18 protein-coding genes and 2 pseudogenes are annotated in these 22,742 nt (G+C 65.6%); 16 read left to right on the top strand and 4 right to left on the bottom strand.

Annotated elements, in window-relative coordinates; genetic code table 11:
• Nucleotides 1-3 precede the first annotated feature (3 nt).
• The 4 genes from JL108_RS09060 (at nucleotide 4) to JL108_RS09075 (ending at nucleotide 3,533) form a co-directional block, all read left to right on the top strand.
• Complete coding sequence (locus JL108_RS09060) at nucleotides 4-546, top strand: TRAP transporter small permease (RefSeq protein ID WP_205197984.1); 543 nt, start codon at nucleotides 4-6, stop codon at nucleotides 544-546.
• A complete protein-coding gene (locus JL108_RS09065; RefSeq protein ID WP_205197985.1) occupies nucleotides 543-2,063 on the top strand; it encodes a TRAP transporter large permease in 1,521 nt (506 codons plus the stop codon). The genes JL108_RS09060 and JL108_RS09065 overlap by 4 nt, the downstream gene beginning before the upstream one ends.
• Complete coding sequence (locus JL108_RS09070) at nucleotides 2,060-3,055, top strand: LLM class flavin-dependent oxidoreductase (RefSeq protein ID WP_205197986.1); 996 nt, start codon at nucleotides 2,060-2,062, stop codon at nucleotides 3,053-3,055. Before JL108_RS09065 ends, JL108_RS09070 begins: the two co-directional genes overlap by 4 nt.
• A gap of 262 nt (nucleotides 3,056-3,317) precedes the next feature.
• Nucleotides 3,318-3,533, top strand: a complete 216-nt coding sequence (locus tag JL108_RS09075) for a transposase (protein ID WP_205197987.1) — start codon at nucleotides 3,318-3,320, stop codon at nucleotides 3,531-3,533.
• A gap of 256 nt (nucleotides 3,534-3,789) precedes the next feature.
• Here JL108_RS09075 and JL108_RS09085 read toward each other — a convergent pair.
• The 3 genes and pseudogenes from JL108_RS09085 to JL108_RS09095 all read right to left on the bottom strand — a co-directional run.
• Nucleotides 3,790-4,969 (bottom strand): annotated as a pseudogene (locus JL108_RS09085) (IS3 family transposase); the annotation flags it as partial.
• Between the two features lie 223 nt (nucleotides 4,970-5,192).
• Nucleotides 5,193-6,236 (bottom strand): CaiB/BaiF CoA-transferase family protein, encoded by a 1,044-nt coding sequence (locus JL108_RS09090; protein ID WP_275888603.1) that lies wholly within the window; start codon nucleotides 6,234-6,236, stop codon nucleotides 5,193-5,195.
• Nucleotides 6,236-7,405, bottom strand: a complete 1,170-nt coding sequence (locus JL108_RS09095; protein ID WP_205197991.1) for an acyl-CoA dehydrogenase family protein — start codon at nucleotides 7,403-7,405, stop codon at nucleotides 6,236-6,238. Before JL108_RS09095 ends, JL108_RS09090 begins: the two co-directional genes overlap by 1 nt.
• 178 nt (nucleotides 7,406-7,583) lie before the next feature.
• Between JL108_RS09095 and JL108_RS09100 the strand changes: the two genes are divergently transcribed.
• The 12 genes and pseudogenes from JL108_RS09100 to JL108_RS09155 all read left to right on the top strand — a co-directional run bounded on the left by JL108_RS09100 (nucleotide 7,584) and on the right by JL108_RS09155 (nucleotide 21,825).
• Nucleotides 7,584-10,973: a pyruvate carboxylase gene (locus JL108_RS09100; RefSeq protein WP_205197992.1), complete on the top strand. Its 3,390-nt coding sequence runs from the start codon at nucleotides 7,584-7,586 to the stop codon at nucleotides 10,971-10,973.
• 1,137 nt (nucleotides 10,974-12,110) lie between these two features.
• Nucleotides 12,111-12,290: pseudogene (locus JL108_RS09105) on the top strand (transposase); the annotation flags it as partial.
• A 298-nt stretch (nucleotides 12,291-12,588) separates the two neighbouring features.
• Nucleotides 12,589-13,779 (top strand): acyl-CoA dehydrogenase family protein, encoded by a 1,191-nt coding sequence (locus tag JL108_RS09110; RefSeq protein WP_205197993.1) that lies wholly within the window; start codon nucleotides 12,589-12,591, stop codon nucleotides 13,777-13,779.
• Between the two features lie 5 nt (nucleotides 13,780-13,784).
• Nucleotides 13,785-14,285, top strand: a complete 501-nt coding sequence (locus tag JL108_RS09115; protein ID WP_240190806.1) for a MaoC family dehydratase — start codon at nucleotides 13,785-13,787, stop codon at nucleotides 14,283-14,285.
• Nucleotides 14,278-15,111: a CoA ester lyase gene (locus tag JL108_RS09120; protein ID WP_205197995.1), complete on the top strand. Its 834-nt coding sequence runs from the start codon at nucleotides 14,278-14,280 to the stop codon at nucleotides 15,109-15,111. Before JL108_RS09115 ends, JL108_RS09120 begins: the two co-directional genes overlap by 8 nt.
• Nucleotides 15,112-15,538: 427 nt before the next feature.
• Nucleotides 15,539-16,318: a CoA transferase subunit A gene (locus JL108_RS09125; RefSeq protein WP_205197996.1), complete on the top strand. Its 780-nt coding sequence runs from the start codon at nucleotides 15,539-15,541 to the stop codon at nucleotides 16,316-16,318.
• Nucleotides 16,315-16,953 (top strand): CoA transferase subunit B, encoded by a 639-nt coding sequence (locus JL108_RS09130; protein ID WP_307837227.1) that lies wholly within the window; start codon nucleotides 16,315-16,317, stop codon nucleotides 16,951-16,953. Before JL108_RS09125 ends, JL108_RS09130 begins: the two co-directional genes overlap by 4 nt.
• Nucleotides 16,954-17,335: 382 nt before the next feature.
• The gene (locus JL108_RS09135; RefSeq protein WP_374190847.1) at nucleotides 17,336-17,821 is read left to right on the top strand and encodes a transposase; all 486 of its coding nucleotides are present in this window, start codon (nucleotides 17,336-17,338) and stop codon (nucleotides 17,819-17,821) included.
• A 368-nt stretch (nucleotides 17,822-18,189) separates the two neighbouring features.
• Nucleotides 18,190-18,576, top strand: a complete 387-nt coding sequence (locus JL108_RS09140) for a hypothetical protein (protein ID WP_205197997.1) — start codon at nucleotides 18,190-18,192, stop codon at nucleotides 18,574-18,576.
• Nucleotides 18,573-19,271 (top strand): RES family NAD+ phosphorylase, encoded by a 699-nt coding sequence (locus JL108_RS09145; protein WP_205197998.1) that lies wholly within the window; start codon nucleotides 18,573-18,575, stop codon nucleotides 19,269-19,271. The genes JL108_RS09140 and JL108_RS09145 overlap by 4 nt, the downstream gene beginning before the upstream one ends.
• A 67-nt stretch (nucleotides 19,272-19,338) precedes the next feature.
• Nucleotides 19,339-21,030 carry an FAD-dependent oxidoreductase gene (locus JL108_RS09150; RefSeq protein WP_205197999.1) on the top strand — a complete coding sequence of 564 codons (1,692 nt, stop codon included), beginning with the start codon at nucleotides 19,339-19,341 and terminating at the stop codon, nucleotides 21,028-21,030.
• Nucleotides 21,031-21,162: 132 nt separating this feature from the next.
• Nucleotides 21,163-21,825: a hypothetical protein gene (locus tag JL108_RS09155; RefSeq protein ID WP_205198000.1), complete on the top strand. Its 663-nt coding sequence runs from the start codon at nucleotides 21,163-21,165 to the stop codon at nucleotides 21,823-21,825.
• A 57-nt stretch (nucleotides 21,826-21,882) separates the two neighbouring features.
• Here the strand turns inward: JL108_RS09155 and JL108_RS09160 are convergent, their stop codons facing one another.
• Complete coding sequence (locus JL108_RS09160) at nucleotides 21,883-22,650, bottom strand: IclR family transcriptional regulator (protein ID WP_205198001.1); 768 nt, start codon at nucleotides 22,648-22,650, stop codon at nucleotides 21,883-21,885.
• Nucleotides 22,651-22,742 lie beyond the last annotated feature (92 nt).

Below are 22,742 nucleotides of genomic sequence, written 5' to 3' on the forward strand. Positions count from 1 at the left end.
AGGGTGGAAGGTGCTGAAGACCGTCCGACACGCGGACGACAGAGTTGGTCGCTGGGAACGATCGTTGGCGCGCCCGCGGCGTTGGCGATTCTCGGGCTCGCTTTCCTGGTCGTCGCCAATGCGTTGTTCAGGGCTAATCGTCGTCCCATCGAGGGGACGTTGGAGTACTCGGCATTCTGGTTCATGCCGATCATTGCCTTGCTTGGTTTCGCCCTGGCGCAGTCGCGCGGCGACCACATTGAGGCCCAGCTGATATTTGGTCGGCTGTCGGAGAAGATGCAGCGGCTGCACGTGCTGCTCGGCGGTCTTCTCATCCTCATACCGCTCGCGCTGTTCGCCTGGTACGGACTGCAGGAGGCGCTCGACGCCTACGAGGTCGGGCGAACCACGGGTGCTTCCAGAATCACCATTTGGCCGGCGGTGTTCTTGGCCCCGATCGGGTTCGCGCTGTACCTCGCGCAGGTGATGATCGACCTTCGTCGTGTGATCAGTAATCGTCCCGTTGCCTCTGCCGTGACGGATATGGAGAAAGAGCAGTCGCTATGACCGTGCAACAAGAGGACATCGACACCGCGCCGACGCCGGAGGAGCCGACGACCCCGGTGGGAGGAGACGGGGCCGTTTCTTCCTTCTCGGCGTCATGGAACCGCATCTGGGGATGGGGCCTTCCGTTGACAGCGGTCGTCTGCGCCGCGCTGATGATGCTGCTGGATCTCTCCCCGCAAATCATTGGAGGCATCGGCTGTCTGCTGATGATGTCGCTGATGATGATGAAGATGCCCGTCGGGTTGGCGATGGCGATCCCGGGCGCGATCGGTGTGTACTCGATCGTCGGGGACAGGGCGCTGGAGGGCATGTTCCGCCGCATGCCCTACGAAACGGTCGCCTCGTGGTCGCTGACGGTCGTTCCCATGTTTGTTCTCATGGGGGCGCTGTTGTTCTCATCCGGTATCACCGAGCGGATCTACGCGGTCGCTCGCCAATGGCTGGGGTGGATGCCGGGCGGGCTCGCGGTGGGTACCAACTTCGCCGGAGCGGGGTTCGCGTCCTTGTCGGGTTCCACCCTGGGGAGCGTTTTCCCGCTGGCGCGAGCCGGTGTCCCGGAGATGCTGAAGGCCGGATACGACCGTCGACTCGCGGTTGGTTCGGTCATGGCCGCCGGCACGCTCGCCCACCTGATCCCGCCCAGCCTTTTCCTCATCATCTACGCGGGAGTGGCTGAGGTGGCGGTGGGGCCGCAGTTGATGGCGGGACTCGTGCCCGGCGTGCTGTTGGCCTTCATGTACGGAGCATTCATCATCCTGTTGGCGATGCTCAGGCCACGGCTCGCCGGTGGACCGAACCAGGTCCGGGTTCGGGCGACCTGGGGCGAGAGGATCCGCGGAGTCTACGGCATCCTCGCCGCGCCGGCTTTGGTCATCCTGGTGATCGCCGGCATGCAGTCGGGCATCTTCACGGCCACGGAGGCCGGAGCGGCAGGAGCCTTGGGCGCTTTGGTGATTCTCCTGTGGATGAGGCGTCGCGATCGCCCGTTGAGGTCGGTGCGCGAGGGTCTCTACTCGACCGCGGGCGTCACCGGCGCGGTCTTCCTTCTTCTGGTCGGTTCCCATATGTTCAGCCGCCTTCTCTCGGTGAGCGGGCTGGCCGACGGATTCGTCGAGATCATCATCGCCTGGGACCTGAGCCGAGTGCAGTTCCTTATCGTCATGGTCATCGTCTACGTCATTCTCGGGATGTTCATGGACGCGATGCCGATGATGCTGCTGACGGTCCCGATCCTGCTCCCGTTGTTCAGCGCCATGGATATCTCGCCGCTCTGGTTCGGCGTCTTCATCGTCATCTTTATGGAACTGGCCGTGCTGACGCCGCCGATCGGCGTGCTCGGGTTCGTCGTTCACGGCATTGTTCAAGACCCAGATGTCAACAACGGCCAGCGCATCTCCCTGGGTGACGTCTTCACTGCGGTCTTTGTGCTGATGCCGATCCCGCTTCTGCTGGTGGGGCTGATGATCGCCTTCCCGGACTTCGTCACCTGGGTGCCAGACCAGATGGCGGGTCGATGACTACGGAGTTCTGGCTTCAATGTCCCCCGGTCGCTGAAGCGGAGACGATCGCGATGGTGGCGGAGGAGTCCGGCTGGGATGGCGTGCAGTTCGCCGACGGGCGCAGCGGTGACGTCTTCGTGGCGCTCGCTCGCGCCGCGGGTGCCACGAAGACCGTCAAGCTCGCGACCGGAGTCGTGAACCCCGTGGTACGGCATCCGGCGGTGCTGGCGTCGGCGATCGCGAGCGTGGGGCGCTTAGCGGAACCTGGGCGGATGTCCCTCGGGATCGGCCGTGGTGATTCGAGTCTCCATGCCGTGCATCTCCGACCGCCGGGGGTGGCAGCCTTCACCGAGATGCTGATTGAGCTCAGTGTTTATCTACGTGGCGGGTCGGTCGGGGGTGCAAAGGGGAGCCACGTGCCGTGGTTGGCGGCCCAAGGAGGATGCGATGTTGAGGTCGATGTCGCCGCGACCGGTCCCCGAGTCATCGAGATCGGCGCCGAGCTGGGCGATCGGGTTACCCTCGCGGTCGGCGCCCAGCCTTCGGCGATCAGCTGGGGACTGGAGCGCGCTCGCCGAGGCTCTCAGGAGGTGCCCGTGGGCGCCGTCGTCGCGATGGGGGTGGACGACACGACGCGGGACGGAGTGGTGAAGGCGCGCGGACCGTTGTCCGTGACTGTTAACTTCGCGGCCGGAGCCCTGGACCGGGCCGGAGTCATGGCTGGGGAGGACGTCGCCGCGGCGGAGCGAGTCAGCCAGGTGTACGACTACGATCAGCATGCTCGCTCGGGTTCCCCGCAGGCGGAGGTTCTGGGCGAGGCGACGGTCCGACGCCTCGCCGTCGTGGGTTCGCCGGAGGCATGTGTGGAGAGGCTGAATGAGCTGGCCGAGCTGGGCCTCAGCCGGATCGTGGTGATGCTGGGCACCGGTGCTCCGTCGAGCGACGATTTCGTCGCTGAGATTCGACGGGTGGGGGATGCTGTCCTCGGGCATCCAGGTATCAAGCGCTGACACGTCATTGGTTAACGCTGGGGTGGACGAGGCGGATTGTCTTGTCTGCCCCGGGCCCATCGGGGCATTGCCAGGCTGACCGAGTCGCCCTTGGGGATGATCTGGCTGAGAGTTGCAGGACCCGGCGGCCCGAGATGTGCAGATCGGCCATAGGGCTATGCGCCAAGGATCCTTCAGGGTCCCCGAGCGCCTCAATGAGCGACCGACCGTCACGTCCCGGACCGGAGTGCTGAATCCGTGAGCTGACGGAAGGAGCACTCTCATGGAGGCTACGCCCACCAACTCCAACTACGCCGGGATCGACTGGTCCTGGCAGCACCACGAGCTTTGCATCGTCGATGACAATGGACAGCGCATCGAGGAAGTCACGGTGCCACACTCACGGCCCGGACTGGCCAAGATCACCACCCGCTGCGGCGCCACGACGTGGAACGGGTCGGGATCGAACGCGGCGACGGACCGATCGTTGAACAGCTGATCCGTGACGGGTTCGAGGTCGTGGTCATCAGTGCACGGTCGGTGAAGTCGCTACGAGCCCGCTACGGGTCGGCGGGCAACAAGGATGTCCGGTTCACGGCCTCGTCCTGGCTGATGCGCCGCGCACCGACGTCGGTCGTTGGGCTGTGGTGCAGCCCGACACCGACGAGACGATCGCGCTGCGGATGCTGGTCCGTGCCGGTCACAACTTTGAAGCGCCCCAGATTCTCTACCGCTCCTATAGTGGGTGGCCTCGCGCTGCTGTGCAGACGTCGGTTGTTCCACCAGTCGACCCAGCCAGCGGTGGCGTACTCGACGTCGCCGAGCATCCGAAGGACCGGGGTGGAAGATCGTGGTGCGGATGCACTCGGTCTTGAACAGCCCGATCACGGACCCCATCAGGGCACTATCGTAGGCGTCGGCCACGGTCCCGATCGAGGGCCAGATGCCTCGACAGGGAGGTGATCGGTGAAGGTGATCGACGTGTATTGACTGCCCGTGTCCGTGTGACCGATCAACTCGCCGCGGACGACGGGAGAACCCTCGCGGCCGCGTTGCCACAGCGCCATCCGCAGCGGTACGTCGACGAGCTCGACGGCCTTGGTCGACGCGACGTTCCACGCGACGATTTCTGGGCGAAGACGTCGAGGATGAACGCGACATAGACGAACCCGACCCACGTACGGACATAGGTGAAGTCCATGACCCAGGTCCGGTTCGGCGCGACGGCGGTGAAGTCACGATCGAGCAGGTCACCGGCGCGTTTGCCGTTCTTGCCAGGGATCGTGGTCCGGACGCCTTTGGAACGTCGCACACTCTGCAAGCTCAGCAGCTTCATCGCTCGGTCGACGCTGCCTGGCGAGGTCTCGGGCCGGGTGCGCCTGATCAGCGCGGTCATCTTGCGCCGCCCATAGAGGCCCTCAGGCGTCATCCGTCGAACCCCTTGATGATCGCTCACCCAGGCCACATCCCGCACGAGATCGACCACGACGGCGTCGTTGACAGCCCGAGCTGAGACCGGCTGGTTCGCCCTGATCCAGTCTCGATAGGCTCGCGCGGCGAGCTGGCAGCCCTGCTCACGCAGCACCCGACAAATCGACTCGACCGCATGGACCTCGGCTCTCATCTGATCGATGAACGCGACGATCATCGGTTGCGGGGGTCGAGTCCCCCCGGCGAAGAAAATTGAGGCCCGTCGCAGGATCTTGTTGCCCTCTCCCAGCCGGCGGACCTTCGCCTTCAGATCCTTGATCTCGGTGAGCTCCTCACTCGTGGCGCCCTGACGCTGGCCGCCATCGATCTGGGCCTGGATCACCCAGCAACGCACCGATTCCTTCCCGACACCCTCACGGCGAGCAACCACCTCGGCAGCAGCAGATGCTCCGGCACCTGACGCACGTACCGCTCCCGCACCCTCGGATTGATCTTCGTCGGCATGAACTGCATCTTTCCAACTCACAGAGGATGCGACGGGAACCTGGGGCGCTTCACCTACGACCAGGCACGCACCCGCGGCTGCCGCCTACCCCACGCAGCAAGGATCCTGGCCCAGAACTGGACCAGGATCCTCTGGCGCTGCTGGCACGACCAAATGCCCTACACCCCGACCTACACGGTCGACTTAACACCCTCCAACAAGAGACCGCTTGGCATAGGGCTCTCAGCGCATGCCCCTCATGAGCACTGGATAACGGATTCTGCGCACACCATCCGTCGTCTCGCGCAGATTCCGATTGACGACCTGCTGAGTGTCGTGAAGGTCGGTGGGGTTCACCACGATGGAGGCGGGAACGTCGTGGTCGAGCAGACGTTCCAGGAGGTCCTCGGCGGGCCACTGGGAGACGATGGCCGCGATCCTCGCGTTGATGACCCGCGCCACGGCGATCCGGTCGTTGAGGTTTCGGGTGCCGAGATCGCTGACGTCCAGCTCGAGTGAGTTGACCAGATTGTCCCAGAAGTGATCCTCGAGCGCGGCGATGGCGATCCATCTGCCGTCGGCGGTGGCAAAGCTGGTGTAAGCGGGCTTGTTGAAGACGGCGTCGCGTTGCTCGGCCAGACCGCTGAGACCCAGATCATCGAAGTGCGCCGCGGTAGGGCTCACCCAATGCATCATGCAGTCCGTGATCGATACGTCGAGATGCTGGCCTAGGCCGGTAGCGTGCCGTTGGACGAGGGCCGCGAGTGTGGAACTCAGCGCGTACATCGCGCTGGCGAAGTCTGCCACGGGAATGCCGATACCGGGCTGGACGGATTGATCGAGCCCGCCAGACAGCGCGAGGACGCCGGAGGTCGCGAGGTAATTGAGATCGTGTCCGGGAGCTGTGACGAGTGGGCCGGAGGCACCGTATCCCGAGATGGAGACGTAGACGAGCATCGGGTTGATCGCCGACAGATCGGCGTATCCGAGGCCGAGTCTCTCCATGACTCCTGGGCGCGCACCTTCCACGAAAACGTCGGCCGCGGTGGCCAGCGACAGGATCTCGTCGCGGCCATTCGACTCTCGCGCATCGACCATGCGGGTGGATTTACCGGCGTTGAGCACCGCATGGGTCGCCGGCCGCATTCGCCGTGCGGGGTCGCCGTGGGGCGGGCGTTCGATCTTCTGCACGTCGGCGCCGAGATCGCGCAGACATTGCGTCAGGAATGGGCCTGGGGCGAGCTCGCTCATGTCGATGACTCGAGTGCCGGACAGCGGAGGGGACATCAGAGGCGGCTTGCGACCGAGAGCTTGAGGAGCTCGGACGTGCCGGCGAGAATCCGCATACTCCGATTGCTCGTGTAAAGGTGCGAGATGGTTTGCTCCTCGGCGAGGCCCTGGGCGCCCCAGAGCTGGAGGCAGCCATCGAGGATGCGGGCGCTGGTGTCTTGGGCGAAGGTCTTGCACGCCGCGGCGTCGAAGGGAGTCGACGTGTCGGTGCGCACACGATCGACCATCTGCTTGACCAGGGCGTTCACGGCTTCGAGCTGAGCGTACATCTCGGCAAGCTGCATGCGAGTGTTTTGGAGCTCGAAGAGGGGTTGTCCGCCGGCGACAATGCGGTCTTTCGTGTAGTCGATGGTGAGTTGGAGGGCGAGCTCCGCCTGCCCCAGGGCGCGGCCGGCGCAGTGCACGCGGTCATTGGCCATGGTCATCGAGAAGAGCTTGAGCGCCTCGCCTTCGTTGCCGATGAGGTGCCAGGCGGGGACGCGTACGTCGGTGAAGGACCACTCGCCGAGGCCCCTCCCCGGCAGTCCCATCATGTCGACGCGGCTCTGGGTGAAGCCGGGTGTTCCGGCCGGGACATAGAAGGCGCTCAGCGCCGGCTCCTCGTCAGCCGGGTTCGTCTTGGCGATGACATAGCAGATGTCGGCATAGTTGCCGGCCGATATGAAGATCTTGTTGCCCTTGATCACCCATTCGTCGCCATCCCTGCGCGCTGTGGTCCGGATGCCTCGTGAATTGGTGCCGGCATCCGGTTCCGTAAGGCCCATGGCTTGGATCGCTCCTTCGAGAATGAGCGGCGCGATCGCTTCTTTGATGCGGTCCGAGGCAACGTTGAAGATCAGCTGTGTCGCGTTATCGGTCGTCAGTACCGGTCCAAGGAGACCGAATCCCGCCGTGCGGCTGAGTTCGTGACTGAGGATGAAGTTCATCAACGGCCCCTGGCCGAGCCCCCCGTACGCCGTGGGAACGCCGGTGGCGATGACGCCGACATCGGCGGCTCTGCGGTGAAGCTCTTTGATGGACAGCTCGCCAGAGACGTACTTGTCAAGATTTTCGTTCACCTCACGGGCCAAGAAATCGCGGACGAGCCGGCGGTAGTCTTCCTCATCCCCCGCAAAGAAGGTGCGATCGTGGAGAGGTCTGCGAGCTTCTCGTGTATCAGTACGCATGATCAAGAGCATATAGTCTGTAAGATACTCCTGCATCGTCGACGCGGCACCTCTCGATGGCGGCAACAGCAGGCGGGCCGCCGAGACGACGGAGCAGCCCCAATCGCGGTGTGTCTGTGGCGCTACTTGCCCTGCGCGACTGACCGACCATGACCCGAGCAGAGAAAGAGGAGTCACCGTGTTCCACAAGATTCTCGTGGCCAATCGTGGTGAGATCGCTATCCGCGCCTACCGCGCCACCCATGAGCTAGGGGCTCGCACAGTGGCGGTGTTTCCCTATGAGGATCGGGGCTCCGAGCATCGGGTGCGCGCTGATGAGGCGTATGAGATCGGTGAGCGCGGTCATCCGGTCCGGGCTTACCTGGATCCGGCGGCGATCGTGGAGGTGGCGGTTCGCTGCCGTGCTGATGCCGTGTATCCCGGTTACGGTTTTCTGTCGGAGAATCCTGAGCTGGCCGAGGCCTGCGCGGCCGCCGGTATCGCCTTTGTTGGCCCGTCGGCATTGGTGCTGGAGCTGACGGGCAACAAGGCGCGGGCGATTGCGGCGGCGGCGGAGGCGGGTGTGCCGACGCTGGCCTCGGTGCCGCCCTCGGACGACGTGGATGTCCTGGTCGAGGCCGCCTCAGCGCTGCGGTTTCCAGTGTTCGTCAAGGCGGTGGCCGGCGGGGGTGGCCGTGGCATGCGCCGGGTGGAGGATCCAGCGCGGCTGCGCGAGGCGATCGAGTCAGCGATGCGAGAGGCATTCGGTGCCTTCGGCGACGCGACCTGTTTCGTGGAGGAGGCGGTCGTGGGCGCCCGGCACATCGAGGTGCAGATCTTGGCTGACACCTATGGCAATGTGGTGCACCTGTTTGAACGGGACTGTTCGGTGCAACGCCGTCATCAGAAGGTCGTCGAGATCGCGCCCGCGCCGTTCCTGGACTCGGCGATCCGCGAGGCCATGTGTGCCGATGCCGTGCGTTTCGCCCGGCATATCGGTTATAGCTGTGCGGGCACGGTGGAGTTTCTGCTCGGCGCCGACGGCCGGTATGTGTTCATCGAGATGAATCCGCGGATCCAGGTCGAGCACACGGTGACCGAGGAGGTCACCAATATTGACCTGGTGCAGGCGCAGATGCGGATCGCCGATGGTGCCTCACTGGCTGACCTGGGTCTGGATGATCAGGAGCGGATCAAGGCACGCGGTTTCGCCCTGCAATGCCGGATCACCACCGAAGATCCGACGAACGAGTTCCGTCCCGATACCGGCCAGATTTCCTCCTACCGATCACCAGGCGGTCCGGGGGTGCGACTCGACGGCGGCACCATCTACACCGGGGCCGAGGTGAGCGCCCATTTCGATTCGATGCTGAGCAAGATGACCTGCCGGGGTCGCAGTTTCACTGGGGTGGTCACCCGGGCACGTCGGGCGCTCGGAGAGTTCGTGGTGGGCGGGGTGTCCACCAATATCGGCTTCCTGCGCGGCCTGCTGGCCCACCCGGACTTCAGCTCTGGTCCGACCACGACCGGATTCATCGACACCCACCCGGAACTGCTCCACATGGCAGTGCCTGGTGATACCGCCGATAAACTGCTGGCCTATGTCGCCGATGTCACGGTGAACCGTCCCCATGGCACGACCCCTCTGGCCATAGACCCGGCGAAGAAGCTCCCGCCGCTCACCTTGCACGCAACCCCGGCGCGCGGCACACGTCAACAGCTCCTTGAGCTGGGGCCCGAACGGTTCGCGGCGGCTTGGCGGGCCGAGAACCGCATCGGCGTGACGGACACGACCTTCCGCGACGCGCATCAGTCACTGCTGGCCACCCGGGTGCGGACCCGTGATCTGGTCGCGGTGGCACCTCACGTGGCGCAGCTGACACCTGAGCTGTTCAGCGTCGAGGTCTGGGGCGGGGCCACCTACGATGTCGCACTCCGTTTCCTCCGCGAGAGCCCGTGGGATCGCTTGGAGAAACTGCGCGAGGCATTGCCGAACATCTGTCTGCAGATGCTGCTGCGGGGACGCAACACCGTCGGCTACACCCCCTATCCGACCCGGGTGACCGATGCCTTCATCGACGAGGCTGCACAGACCGGGATCGATGTGTTCCGCATCTTCGACGCGCTCAACGATGTTGAGCAGATGCGGCCAGCGATCGACGCGGTGCTGGCCCAGGATGCCTCGATCGCCGAGGTCGCGCTGTGCTACACCGGCGACCTGTCCGACCCCGGCGAGCGCCTGTACACGCTCGACTACTACCTGCGGCTGGCGGAACGGATCGTGGACGCCGGCGCGCATGTGCTGGCGATCAAGGACATGGCTGGTCTGCTGCGGGCCCCCGCGGCCCGCACCCTGGTCAGCGCGCTGCGGGAGCGCTTCGACGTTCCGGTTCACCTGCACACTCACGACACCCCCGGCGGACAGCTAGCCACCCTCGCCGCGGCCATCGACGCCGGCGTCGACATGGTGGACGCCGCCTCGGCCGCCCTCGCCGGCACGACCAGCCAGCCGTCGCTGTCGGCGCTGGTGGCCGCGACCGACCACAGCCCCCGGTCCACCGGCCTGGACATCCGCGCGGTCGACGCCCTCGAGCCCTATTGGGAGGCGGTGCGCCGGCTGTATGCCCCGTTCGAGTCGGGCCTGCTGGCGCCGACCGGCCGGGTGTATCGGCACGAGATCCCAGGCGGACAGCTGTCGAACCTGCGCCAGCAGGCGATCGCGCTCGGCCTCGGCGAGAAGTTCGAGCAGATCGAGGACATGTACGCCGCTGCGAATGACATCCTCGGCGATATCGTCAAGGTCACCCCGTCCTCGAAGGTCGTGGGCGATCTGGCCCTGCACCTCGTCGCCGTTGACGCCGACCCGGCAGACTTCGCCGAGAATCCCCAGGACTTCGACATTCCCGGATCCGTCATCGGCTTCCTCTCCGGCGAACTGGGCGAGCCGCCCGGCGGATGGCCTGAACCTTTCCGCACCAAGGCGCTGTCGTCCCGGCCGTCCTCCGTGGGCGAGGTCCCACTGAGCGCGGCCGACGAGACCGCGCTCACGAGGCCGGGCAGTGAACGCCGTGACGTGCTGGACCGGCTGCTCTTCGAAGGACCCGCCGCGGAATATCGCCAATCGACCGAGGACTACGGCGACCTATCGGTACTGCCCACGGAGACGTTCTTGTACGGCCTGCGCCCGGATGCGGAGATCGAGGTCGACAGCGGCCCCGGATCGATGCTGCTGTTGAGCGTCGAGGCGATCGGCGAAGCCGACGAACGCGGCATGCGACGCGTGTTGGGAACGGCCAACGGTCAGCTACGACCAGTCCAGGTACGCGACCAGTCACTAGAGTCCAACGCCCCGACCGCTCAGAAGGCCGATCCCTCCGATTCTAGTCACATTGCGGTGCCGTTCGCCGGTGTCGTCACCCCCGTAGTCACCGTCGGCGACAGGCTCGAAGCCGGCGAGACCGTGGCCACCATCGAAGCCATGAAGATGGAAGCGGCGATCACTGCGCCCTCCGGTGGCATCGTGGAGCGCGTCGTCATCGACGCTACCCGTTCCGCCGAAGGAGGCGATCTCCTCCTCGTCCTCGGCTGAGTGTCCTATGTCAAGCAGTCCTCGGCTGGAGGATGTTGAGGCGGCCGTCTAGGTGCTTGTCACGAAAGTGATTGGTGAGGTTCGCGGCGTGGCGTCTGTGCAGAGGTGAGGCCTCCGCGGTGACGCAGGTGGTGTCTATTCATCTACGCCACCGCAGGAGGCCTCGTGCCCACGATAGATACCGCGTCTCGTCATGACCTGACCGATGAGCAGTGGAGGCTCCTCGAGCCGCTGCTACCGACGCCGATCTTGCCGGAACCGCACCCCGTCGTTGGCCGCTGCGCGGACTGATCGACGGGGGTGCGGTTCCGAGTCAGGGTCGGTTGCCCTGGCGCGACGTTCCGCCCTGCTATGGACCGATCAGACGCTCATCGCAACCGCTGATGTCGCAGGGAAGGTAGTCTGGCAGGTCTCGGTCGACTCCACCTCCGCCCACGCGCACGTGCACGTCGCTGGCGGACGTCGCGGCAGCAGCCAACGAGTTCCCGACGAGCCCGCCGACCACGCGCTGGGGCGCTCGCGAGAAGGCTGGTCGACCAAGGTCCACCTCGCCGGCGAGCAGCAGTGGCACGTGCTGGGCTTCGTGCTTACCGCCGGCCAAGCCGGAGACTCACCCCAGATGATCCCCGTCTTGAAGACGATCCGAGTATCCCGACCGGATCGGGACGGCCGCGAACACGGCCTGAATGAGTCCCCGGCGACAAGGTGCACTCCTCCCGTGCCAACCGTGAACCGTCCCGGGATGTCCAGAGATTTTGGCTGGAAGAGGATGAAGCCATGGCACGTTCCAGCAAGGAGCTGCGAGAGCGCGCTGTCCGGGCGGTGGCCGAGGCGATGGCGCAGGTGAGTACCCGAGTGAATTCGAGGCGATCCGGAGGATCGCCTCGAAGCTCAGCATCGGGTCGCCCGAGACGCTGCGTAAGTGGGTCCGGGCAGACCGAGGTCGACGGTGGCGCCAGGCCGGGCAAGACGACCCAGGAGCTGGCCGAGATCCGGGAGCTGAAGAAGGGAGATCGCCGAGTTGCGTCGGGCGAAAGAGATGGCGGATTCAAGTGGTCGGTGCACGAGTCTTGTGAGATGAGGTTGTTGCTGATCACAGGAGGACCCGTATGCGGGGCAGGCATGGTCATCTCAGTCCCACATTCGCCCTGGCAGCGCGGCAGCAACGAGAACGCCAACGGGCTGCTGCGCCAGTACCTGCCCACGGGCACCGCCGTCAGCCGAGAGCAACTCAATGCGATTCAAGAGAGCCTCAACGGTCGTTCACGCAAGACACTGGGCTATCCGACACCATCTGAGAAGTTCGCAGACTCCTTGCGCCCACCACTTGAATCCACCCAGGCTAAGGGTGGATTCCACGTATCGCCGCCACCTTTACATCGCGGAGACCAGTCTTTCGAACGTCGAGCGCTGTCCTCTCGGTCGTTCAGGCGCTGACAATGGTCGAGGCGCAAGGAGGGCCGAAGGCGGCGTGGGGATTCGCTTGCTGTCGCTATGGCCGTAACCGACTGGACGCGATGTGGACAGGTCGGTTAGCGACTGTTAACCTGCTCCTGGTTAGCACATGTTAACCAGAATGCGGGGCCTGACGCGGTCCGTCAGGTGAGGAAGTGGAATGTTTGAGCTGAGCCGTGAGCATGAGGCGTTCCGCGCTTCGGTTCGTGATTTTGCTGAGGCCGAGATTGGTCCGCATGCCGATCAGTGGGATAGGGATCATTACTTCCCGGTGGAGGTCGTGCGGAGTATGGGCCGGCTGGGTCTGATGGGGTTGACCGCGCCTGAGGAGTATGGCGGTGTCGGTGAGGATGGGGACTTTCTGTCGTTGTGTATCGCCATTGAGGAGCTCGGGCGGGTCGACCAGTCCATGGGCATTACTCTCGAGGCGGCTGTCAGCCTGGGTATCAACCCGATCCTGACCTATGGTCGGCCGGAGCAGAAGGAGCGCTGGCTGCCAGATCTGGTGAGCGGACAGGCGCTGGCGGGGTTCGGCCTGACCGAGCCTGGTGCCGGCTCCGATGCGGGGGCGACTCGGACGAAGGCCGAGCTCGACGGTGATGAGTGGGTGATCAACGGCGCGAAGCAGTTCATCACGAACTCCGGCTCGCCGATCACCTCAGTGGTGACAGTGACGGCCAGGACCGGGAGCCGAGACGACGGCAGGCCGGAGATCTCGGCCATCGTGGTTCCCTCGGGTACGGCTGGCTTCGTGGCCGAACCCGCCTACGACAAACTCGGCTGGCGCATCTCGGACACTCATCCGCTGACCTTCGTCGATTGCCGGGTGCCCCAGGGTTATCTTCTCGGTGATCGTGGCCGGGGTTATGCGCAGTTCCTCGGCACACTCGACGATGGCAGGGTCGCGATCGCCGCATTGGCCGTCGGCTGTCTGCAAGCCTGTCGCGACATGGCCGTCGACTACGCCGGAGAGCGGCAGACCTTCGGAGGACCAATCGGCCGCAAACAGGGTGTGGCCTTCCAGATCGCCGACCTCGAGGTCATGTTGCAGGCCTCGCGTGCGCTGACCTATCGGGCCGCCGCGATGAAGGACGCGATGAGCCGTGGAGCGTCTGGCGCTCCGTCGATGAAGGAGTTCAAGCAGGCCGCGGCCGTGGCGAAACTGTACGCGACGGAGTCCGCCGTGACGGGGACGCGGATCGCGACCCAGGTCTTCGGCGGTTACGGGTTCATGGAGGAGTATCCGGTCGCGCGGTTCTATCGCGACGCCAAGATCCTGGAGATCGGCGAGGGCACGAGCGAGGTGCAACGCATGCTCATCGCCCGTGGTCTCGGCCTACCGGTGGAGTGATGACGATGAGTGATGACGATCGGACCCGCCCGGTCAGGCGGGTCATCCAGCGCGGATTGTGGGTCGAGGAGTTCGAGGTCGGGGCGATCTACGAGCACCGGCCCGGACGGACGGTCACCGAGGCCGACAATGTGCTGTTCACGACCTTGACGATGAACACCCAGCCGCTTCACCTCGATCAGGCGGAGAGCGAGCAGTTGGCACCGTTCCACGATCGGCTGGTCAACTCGATGTTTACCTTGTCGACTCTGGTCGGTCTGTCGGTGGCTCAGTTGACGCAGGGGACGATCGTGGCGAATCTCGGGTTCTCCGAGGTGAGTTTCCCGGCCCCGATGCGCCATGGCGACACGTTGTACGCCGAGACGCTGATCGTCGATAAGCGCGCGTCCAGGAGTCGCCCCGGCGAGGGCGTCGTCACCATGCGGCACATCGCCCGCAACCAAGACGGCGCGGAGGTCGCCGTCGCGGTGCGGCAGACGCTGGTGAGGATGATTCCCGATGAGTGACTGGCAGCCCGGACCCGCCTGGCTGTTCTGCCCGGCCGATCGCCCCGACCGCTACGGCAAGGCTCTGTCCCGGGCCGATGTCGTGATCCTCGATCTCGAGGACGCGGTGGCACCCGACAACAAGCAGGCCGCCAGAGACTCGCTCCGGCGGCTCGCCGACGACGGCGCGTTGGACCGGGAGCGGACGATCATCAGGATCAATGCGGCCGAGACACCCGACCATGCGCCCGATGCCGATCTGGTGCGCGAGCTCGGGATCGCCAGAGTCATGCTGGCGAAGTCCGAGCGAGTCGCGGATATCGCGGCGCTGCCCCATGAGGTCATCGTGTTGCTCGAGACGCCCGCTGGCATCGAACGAGCTGGCGAGATCGCCTCGGCGGACCATGTGGTGGCCGTGATGTGGGGAGCCGACGATCTGGTCGCCGGGCTGGGCGGCACGTCGAGCCGTTTCCCGGACGGCCACTATCGCGATATCGCCCGGCACGCGCGCAGCCGAGCGCTTCTCGCCGCGAAGACCTCCGGTCGCCTCGCGGTCGACGCCGTGCACATGGACATCCCCGATGTCGAAGGCCTGGCGGCCGAATGCGAGGACGCCGTCGCCATCGGATTCGATGCGACGGTCGCGATCCACCCCTCACAGCTCGACGTGATCCGGTCGAGCTACACGCCCCAGGCCGAGCGAATCGAGTGGGCCAGACGGCTTCTCGCCCAGGTCGGCGACGACCGCAAGGTGACCACCTTCGAGGGACGCATGGTCGACCGACCGATCTACCAGCAGGCCGAGCGAGTGCTCCATCTCGCCGCCGTGACCATGGTAGACACCTGATGCAGAACCTGGCTGGTCTCGTCGATGGCCAGCGACTGCGCGAGCACGAATGGGACCTTCGGGACGGCATCGCTCGTCTGATCGCGTCATTCCCGACGGCACGTGCGGTCGCCTTCGTGCAGCTGCGCCGAGACGGCGCCCAGACGATCCTTCACGGACAACGGCACCTGTTCCTTCGACCGGATCCAGCAACCGGCGAGCACGACGCGCTCAGCGACGGAACAGTGCTCGCCCCATGCCGGGAAGCGTGTTGCAGAAGGGTCAGTACGTCGCGGCCGGCGATGTCCTCGGAGTCATCGAGGCAATGAAGATGGAACTCACTTACGCGCGCCCCACGCGGGCACAGCGACATCCGTCGGCGCGGCGATCGGCGACCAGGTCGGGCTCGGCGCATCGCTCTTCGGCGTCATCACAGAGGAGGACTGAGATGGACAAAGTGTGGGCAACCCCCGCTGAGGCGGTCGCCGATATCGGTGATGGAAGCACCATCGCGGTCGGTGGATTCGGTCTCTGCGGTATCCCGTCGGTGCTGCTCGACGCGCTGCTTGACGCGGGGGTCACCGACCTCGAAGCAGTCAGCAACAACGCCGGCGTCGATGGCTGGGGCGTGGGCCGCCTGCTGTCGGCCGGACGGCTGCGCCGCATGGTGGCTTCCTACGTGGGAGAGAACAGAGAGTTCGCCCGGCAGTACCTCGCCGGCGAGCTCGAGGTGGAGCTGACCCCGCAGGGCACGCTGGCCGAACGACTGCGCGCGGGTGGTTGCGGTATCGCAGGCTTCTACACGCGCACCGGCGTGGGCACCCAAGTCGCCGAGGGCGGCCTGCCCTGGCGCTACAACGACGATGGGAGCGTGGCCAAGCGTTCGCCGCAGAAGCCCGTCATGGCATTCGAGACCCCTGAAGGTGAGCAGGAGTTCGTGCTCGAAGAGGCGATCGTCGCCGACTTCGGACTCGTCCGTGCGTGGAAGGGCGACCGACACGGCAACCTCATCTACCGGCAGTCAGCCCGCAACTTCAATCCCCTCGCCGCGATGGCCGGCCGCGTGACGATCGCCGAAGTCGAGGAACTCGTGGAACCGGGCGAGCTCGACCCGGACCACGTCCACACGCCCGGAGCCTTCGTTCAGCGCATCGTCGCACTCAACGCCGAGCAGGCGGCCACCAAACGCATCGAGAAGAAGACGGTACGACAGGAGGCACACTCGTGAGCTGGACCCGCGAGCAGATGGCAGCACGCGCCGCCAGGGAACTATCCGATGGGGAGTACGTCAACCTCGGCATCGGGCTCCCGACCCTCGTACCCAACTACGTGCCCAATGACATCGAGATCATCCTGCAGAGCGAGAACGGCATCCTCGGCACCGGCGCATACCCCACCGAGGAGCAGCTCGATCCCGATCTCATCAACGCCGGCAAGGAGACAGTGACCGTGCGTCCCGGATCCAGCTTCTTCGACTCCGCGACCTCCTTCGGCATGATCCGCGGCGGCAAGATCGACACCGCGATCCTCGGCGCCATGCAAGTTTCCCGACGCGGCGATCTCGCGAACTGGATGATCCCCGGCAAGATGGTCAAAGGCATGGGCGGCGCCATGGACCTCGTCCACGGCGCTCGCAAGGTCATCGTGTTGATGGAGCACGTCGCCCGCGACGGCTCACACAAGATCGTCGAGGAATGCAGCCTGCCCCTCACCGGAAAGGCCGTGGTCCACCGAATCATCACCGACCTGGCCGTCATCGACCTCATCGGCGGCAGAGCTCACGTCCTCGAGCTGGCGCCTGGCGTCACCATCGACGAAGTCCGCGAGAAGACCGACGTCACGCTCGTAAATGGGAGCCGCTGAATCGCGGCGGCAAGCTGCTCGGTTGCTCTGGACTTCTCTACAGCGTTGCCTCTGAGTCATCGCCGTGCGCCTGCCTGCGATGAGGATATCGACGGCCAGACTACTTCGCGGGCCATGACTGCGAACGGAACGGTGAACCGGACGAACGCCCGGGCCATAGACCTCACCTCATATCAGGCTGCCCGTGTCCCCGTACTCCCGCATATTGACGCGATCCCTCTGGTTCGCCGAAGCGTCACCCCATTTGAGCTGCTGCTTCCCAATGGAGTTTCACTCGTATTCGAACTCAACCGAGATGCCGATCGGTGGACCGGAGCTTGTTTCGGCAGGGACTGTCAGATAAACGGTGTGAGGGTCCGGCTTGATCCGTAAGGAGATGGCCGTGACTGACACGACCGACGTCATCGCTGATGACGAGATGATTGATCCTGTGGCAGGGGAGATCATCGATCAGAAAGAACTCGCAGAACGCCTGCTCGCGCAGGCCAAAGAGCAGGGCGTGAGTCTGGTCGGCCTGGGAGGGCAGCTGAACCAGCTCACGAAGAACGTCCTCGAGACCGCTCCGAACGCCGGGCTAGCCAGCCGCATCACCGAGAAAGCCACTGGCGAACTCGCCGAACGGGTCTCCCGGCCGCTGGACTCGATCTATCCGGTGATCTTCGTAGACGCGATCGTCGTGAAAGTCCGCGACGGCCAAGTGCGCAACACCCTGTTCTATGTCGTCATGGGCGTGACCGTGAACGGGGAACGCAACGTCCTCGGTATCTGGGCCGGCGACGGAGCGAAAGGCGCGCAAGCTGGATCTGGATCATCGATGAGGCTCGTGGCTTCTGTGGCGGTTGGTGCCGTGGATCTCAGGATGACTTGATCGGCGGGCGAAATGTGGGCGGCCGGTGCTCCGTAGTCTCCCGAGCTGGGATCGAGGTAACTTGGAGGATGACGAGCGATCGTTGTTGGTCAGACCGAGAAACTTTGGTCTGACCTGCGGTTTCGCGTCGTTGGCCCGTCTTCGGGCAGGGGGTGCGCCGTACGGATCACTCTGATGGATTGCTCGGCCCATAATAAGGATGTCGCGGGTTCGAATCCTGTCGGGGGCTCCATCGAAGCGGGCTGACGATGGCGCCCGTTCCCGGCGGTGCGAGGACCTCTCCCGGCAGATCTCCCACTTTCCCCATTCGGGTCCTTTGCCATGCGATAGCAATGGTGATTCAAGGTGCGATTGAGTATGCTTTCAGCATGACGATCCATGTTGCTCGCCCGGATCTGCTGGCGCACCAGAATGCGGTGCGTCTTCCTTTCGCGGCTCTGGTCCAGGAGCTTCGCGAGATGCTCGGCGCCCGACTCGTGGCCTATCTCGGAGGTGTCAAGGCGACTCGTCAGGTCTCCGACTGGGCTGAAGGACGGCGCGTGCCGTCACAGCTGGTGCAGGACAGATTGCGGGCGAGCTACCAGATCGCCCAGACGCTCGCCGCTGCTGAGGAGCCTGCCGTCATCCAGGCGTGGTTCCAGGGCATGAACCCGAAGCTCGATGACGTCTCACCGGCTCGTGCCCTGCGCGAGGCGTCCAGTGACGACGTGGCGTCGCAGGTGATGGCAGCCGCACGGGCGTTCCTCGCGTCGTGACACACGAGCCCGGCCTCGCCATCGATGAGCTCTCGGGGTTGGAGGTCTGGCGGATCGGTCACCACCCGTTCCCGTGGCGTTGGGTCGACTGGCGTTACGCCGAACACGGCATATTCACCAACAGATGGGACGATCCCGATGGGCGTTTCCGGGTCGCCTACGCCGCGTCGTCGCTGCGTGGTGCTCTGCTGGAGGTGTTGGCCCAGTTCCGCGTCGACCCGCAGCTCGACGAGTCGCTTGCCGAGATCGACGACGATCCCGCGTACCCGACGCAACCCGCCGGAGTGGTGCGTCGATCGTGGTTCGACCGCCGTTCGGCCTCATCGGCGTTGTTGTCAGGTCGCTTCTGCCAGATCACGAGGTCCGAGACGATCCGGGCCCTGCGCCCGCATTTTCTTGCTACGGTCAAGCGCCTCGGGCATGCCGACTTCGACGCCGCCGTGCTGCGCGACGCTGTGCCTCGACAGCTGACCCGTGCGGTCTCGGCCCACCTCTACGCCGTATACGCAGACCTGCAGGGCATCGCCTACCGGTCCCGACACGGCGACGAGGAGAAGCTGTGGGCGGTCTGGGAGCAGCCGACGGATGTCGACTACTCTCAAGCGCTCAGCTCGTTGTCCGCGCCGGCTCCCTTGGCCGACGGTCTGACCGAAGTCCGGGACGTGCTCGACTTCTTCGTCCTGCGGGTCCAATGATCTGAGAGCGACCACCTGGCAGCGGCTCTTGATGCCGTCGGTCGAGCCGGCCCTCTACGCTGAGCGCATGTCTGAGCGTCCGGTGATCCTGGTGGTGACGACCGACCACCGCCGCAAGCTCGAATCGGAGTTCCGCAGCCGCTACGACCGCGACTACGACGTCCGATTCGTCCCGGACGGCTCAGGTGCGCGGGACACGGTCGAGCGACTCGTCGCCGCCGGCACGCCCATCGCTGTCTTGGCGGCCGAACTGACCCTCCCCGATGTCGACGGCCATGTGCTGTTGCGGCAGCTGCATCGCGTGGCGCCGACGGCCGGACGGCTGTGCCTCATCGGTATCGGCGAGTACCGGGAGCGATTGGAGGAGCTGCGGATCGCGCTGACATCACGGGACTTCGACACCTTCCTCGGGGTCCCGCGCGGCCAGCGCGACGAGGAGTTCCATGTCGCGGTGAGCGAGATGCTCTCCGAGTGGGGCGCGACCGTGGCCCGGCCCGTGGTCTCGTCGGTCACCATCGTCACGGATCGCGAGACTCCGCAGGTCGCGGCGATCCGCGATGTCCTCGCCCGGATGGCGATCGCCTCGGAGACCTATCCGCCCGACTCCGAGATCGGCGAGCAGATCCGCCAGCAGGCGGGCGACGACCAGCGCTTCCCGATGGTGCGGACCATGACCGAGGACGTACTGGTGGCGCCCACCCCGGGCGAGGTCACCGAGGCGTGGTTCGGCACGCCGGACACCATTCCAGCGGGAACCGTCGCCGATGTCGTCGTCGTGGGTGCCGGGCCGGCCGGGTTGGCGGCGGCGATGTACTCGGCGTCCGAGGGGCTGACCACGATCGTCATCGAGGCCGAGGCGATCGGCGGGCAGGCCGGCACGAGCTCGATGATCCGCAACTACCTCGGCTTCCCACGTGGCATCTCGGGAATGCGCCTGGCGCAACGAGCCAGGATCCAGGCCACGCGGTTCGGTGCCCGCGCCTTCACCGGCCGTCCGGTCACGGTCGTCGAGCGGGGTCCGGTCGACGAGCCGGAGCATCACCACGTCCACGTCGGCGAGACCGTGCTCTGCGCGCGGACCGTCGTCGTGGCGACCGGCGTCGCCTATCGGACACTCGGCGTCCAGGGGGTCGACGATCTCGTCGGCACCGGGGTCTACTACGGCGCGGCTGCCACGGTCGCCCGGGAGATGGCGGGCCGGCGGGTCTTCATCGTCGGCGGGGGCAATTCGGCGGGTCAGGCCGCGGTCCACCTCGCCCGCTGGGCGCGTCAGGTCACCCTCGTCGTCCGGCGAGAGACGATCGAGGAGACGATGTCGGACTACCTCGTGCGCGAGATCGCCGCGACCCCCACGATCGACGTGCGCACGAGATCGCAGGTCGTCGACGGAGGAGGCGATGGGCGGCTGGAGTGGATCGCCGTGCGTTCCGGCGACGGCGATCCGGTGCGCGAGCGGGCCGACGGCCTGTTCCTCCTGCTCGGTGCGGAGCCGCAGTGCGAGTGGCTGCCCGATGACGTCCTCCGCGATGACAACGGTTTCGTCCTGACCGGCCGCGACGTGCCGCGCGAGCGATGGGACGGCGACCTGCCGCCGACGAGCCTCGAGACAGCCGTGCGGGGCATCTTCGCCGTCGGGGACGCGCGCTCCGGCTCCATGAAACGGGTCGCCTCGGCCGCCGGGGAGGGTGCATCGGCGGTGCCGCTCATCCACGGCCACCTGGCCTGGGTGCGAGCCCAAGAGTTCGCCTCACCGCACTGAGCCGATAGCACGACGTGGGTGCCGAGGGGTCTACGGGTGGCTGCCGCCGCCGTGCGCCGGGCCTGGCACAGTGATGCGGGCAAGCGGACACCACGATCCTGGTTGTGCGGCCGGAGGCCGCGGGGAGGAACCATGAGGCAGCACCTGACCGCACGTACCGGACGACTGGGCGCGACACTCCTCCTGGCGATGGCGCTCACCGCGTGTGGTGGTGGGGGCGGTGATGGCGACCAGGACTCGGAGACCGCGGAGGCACCGGAGACCTCTGAGGCGGTATCCGCCGCACAGTGGCGCGACGGCGTGCGTGAGGCGGCGGCCGACGAGTTCGACGAGCTCTGCGCCGAGCAGTTCCCCGACGACATCGTCGAGGAGTTCGCCCAGTTCACCGGAACCGAGTTCATGCGCGCCGAGATGATCGCCCCGGTCGATCACCGGGTCTTGGCATGCGAGTACCAGGCCGATGACCTGCAGATCCTCGAGATCGTCGTCGACCGGGACGACGCGTCCACCTGTGAGCGCCTGATGAGCGAGGACCAGGACGGCTACTCCGCCGATCGCGATCTCTACGCGAGCGAGCAGATCAGCGACGGATCGACTTTCCGCCAGGTCCACGGCTGTCTCGACGGCACCATCTCGCTCTCGGTCACCGTCAGCGGTCTCGACGACGAGCCGGGTGCCGATCTGCTCGAGGACGATAGCTTCGTCACCGGGCTGGTCGAGGACCTGCGCGATTCGTTCGCCACCTGGCAGGCGGACGCCGAAGAAGCGCGGACCACCACGGTCGAACGGCGCTGAGGACACAGCCGCCGCCGGTCTCGCTCGATCCTGTCGTGAACTGAGGCGTGAACGCTCTCAGAAGCCGATCCGCGAGCTGAGCTCGCCGGCGGCCTGCTGGACGAGCGCGCCGAGTTGCTCGATCGGGCGGGCGCGACGGTCGGAGGCGATACCGGACACGGAGATCGCGCCGACGACGCGTCCGGTGGAGTCGCGTACTCCAGCGGCGATGCAGAAGATGCCCTCGGCGTCCTCCTCGTCATCGACCGCGTAGCCGGTATGGCGGACACCGTCGATCTCCTTCACGAGCTGGTCCAGATCCACGATCGTCCGATCGGTGCGTCGTTGCAATGTCTGGCCCGCGAACATGGAACGAATCTGATCCTCGTCGATATCGGCGAGGATCACCTTGCCGGCCGCGCTCGAATGAGGTGTCTCGCGTCCGCCCAGTGGCGTCTGGAAGCGCACGGAGCCAGGGCCGTCGACGCGCGCGACGAAGACCGGGAACCCGTTGTCGGCGACGGCGAGGCGCGTCGTGAGTCCTGTCGATTGCGAGAGCGCGGCCAGGACGGGGCGGCCCGCTTCGGCCAGCGGGCGCTGTGCCGCAGCGATATCGCCCAGGGTGATCATCGTGGTGCCGAGCACGAACCGCGGCCCGTCGGTCTCGGCGACGAGTCCATGGTCTTCCAAGGTGCGGAGCAGGGCGTGTGCCGAGCTCCGTGAGATGCCCAGCGCCGTCGAGACGTCGACCAATCGCGCGCCCCTCGATCCGCAACCGGCCACGTGCTTCAATGCGCGGGCTGCTCGGTCGACGCTCTGGACTCGCCCGGCCTTTCGTTCGGTCATGCCGAAAGTTTAACGGCAATTCGGAACGAAGTATTGACATGTGCCCCGGGTCACCCAAAGCTAGTTCTGCGATGACATACAGCGTTCGGTAA

The organism is Aeromicrobium sp. YIM 150415 (genome assembly GCF_016918125.1).
GTDB classification, from domain to species: domain Bacteria; phylum Actinomycetota; class Actinomycetes; order Propionibacteriales; family Nocardioidaceae; genus Aeromicrobium; species Aeromicrobium piscarium.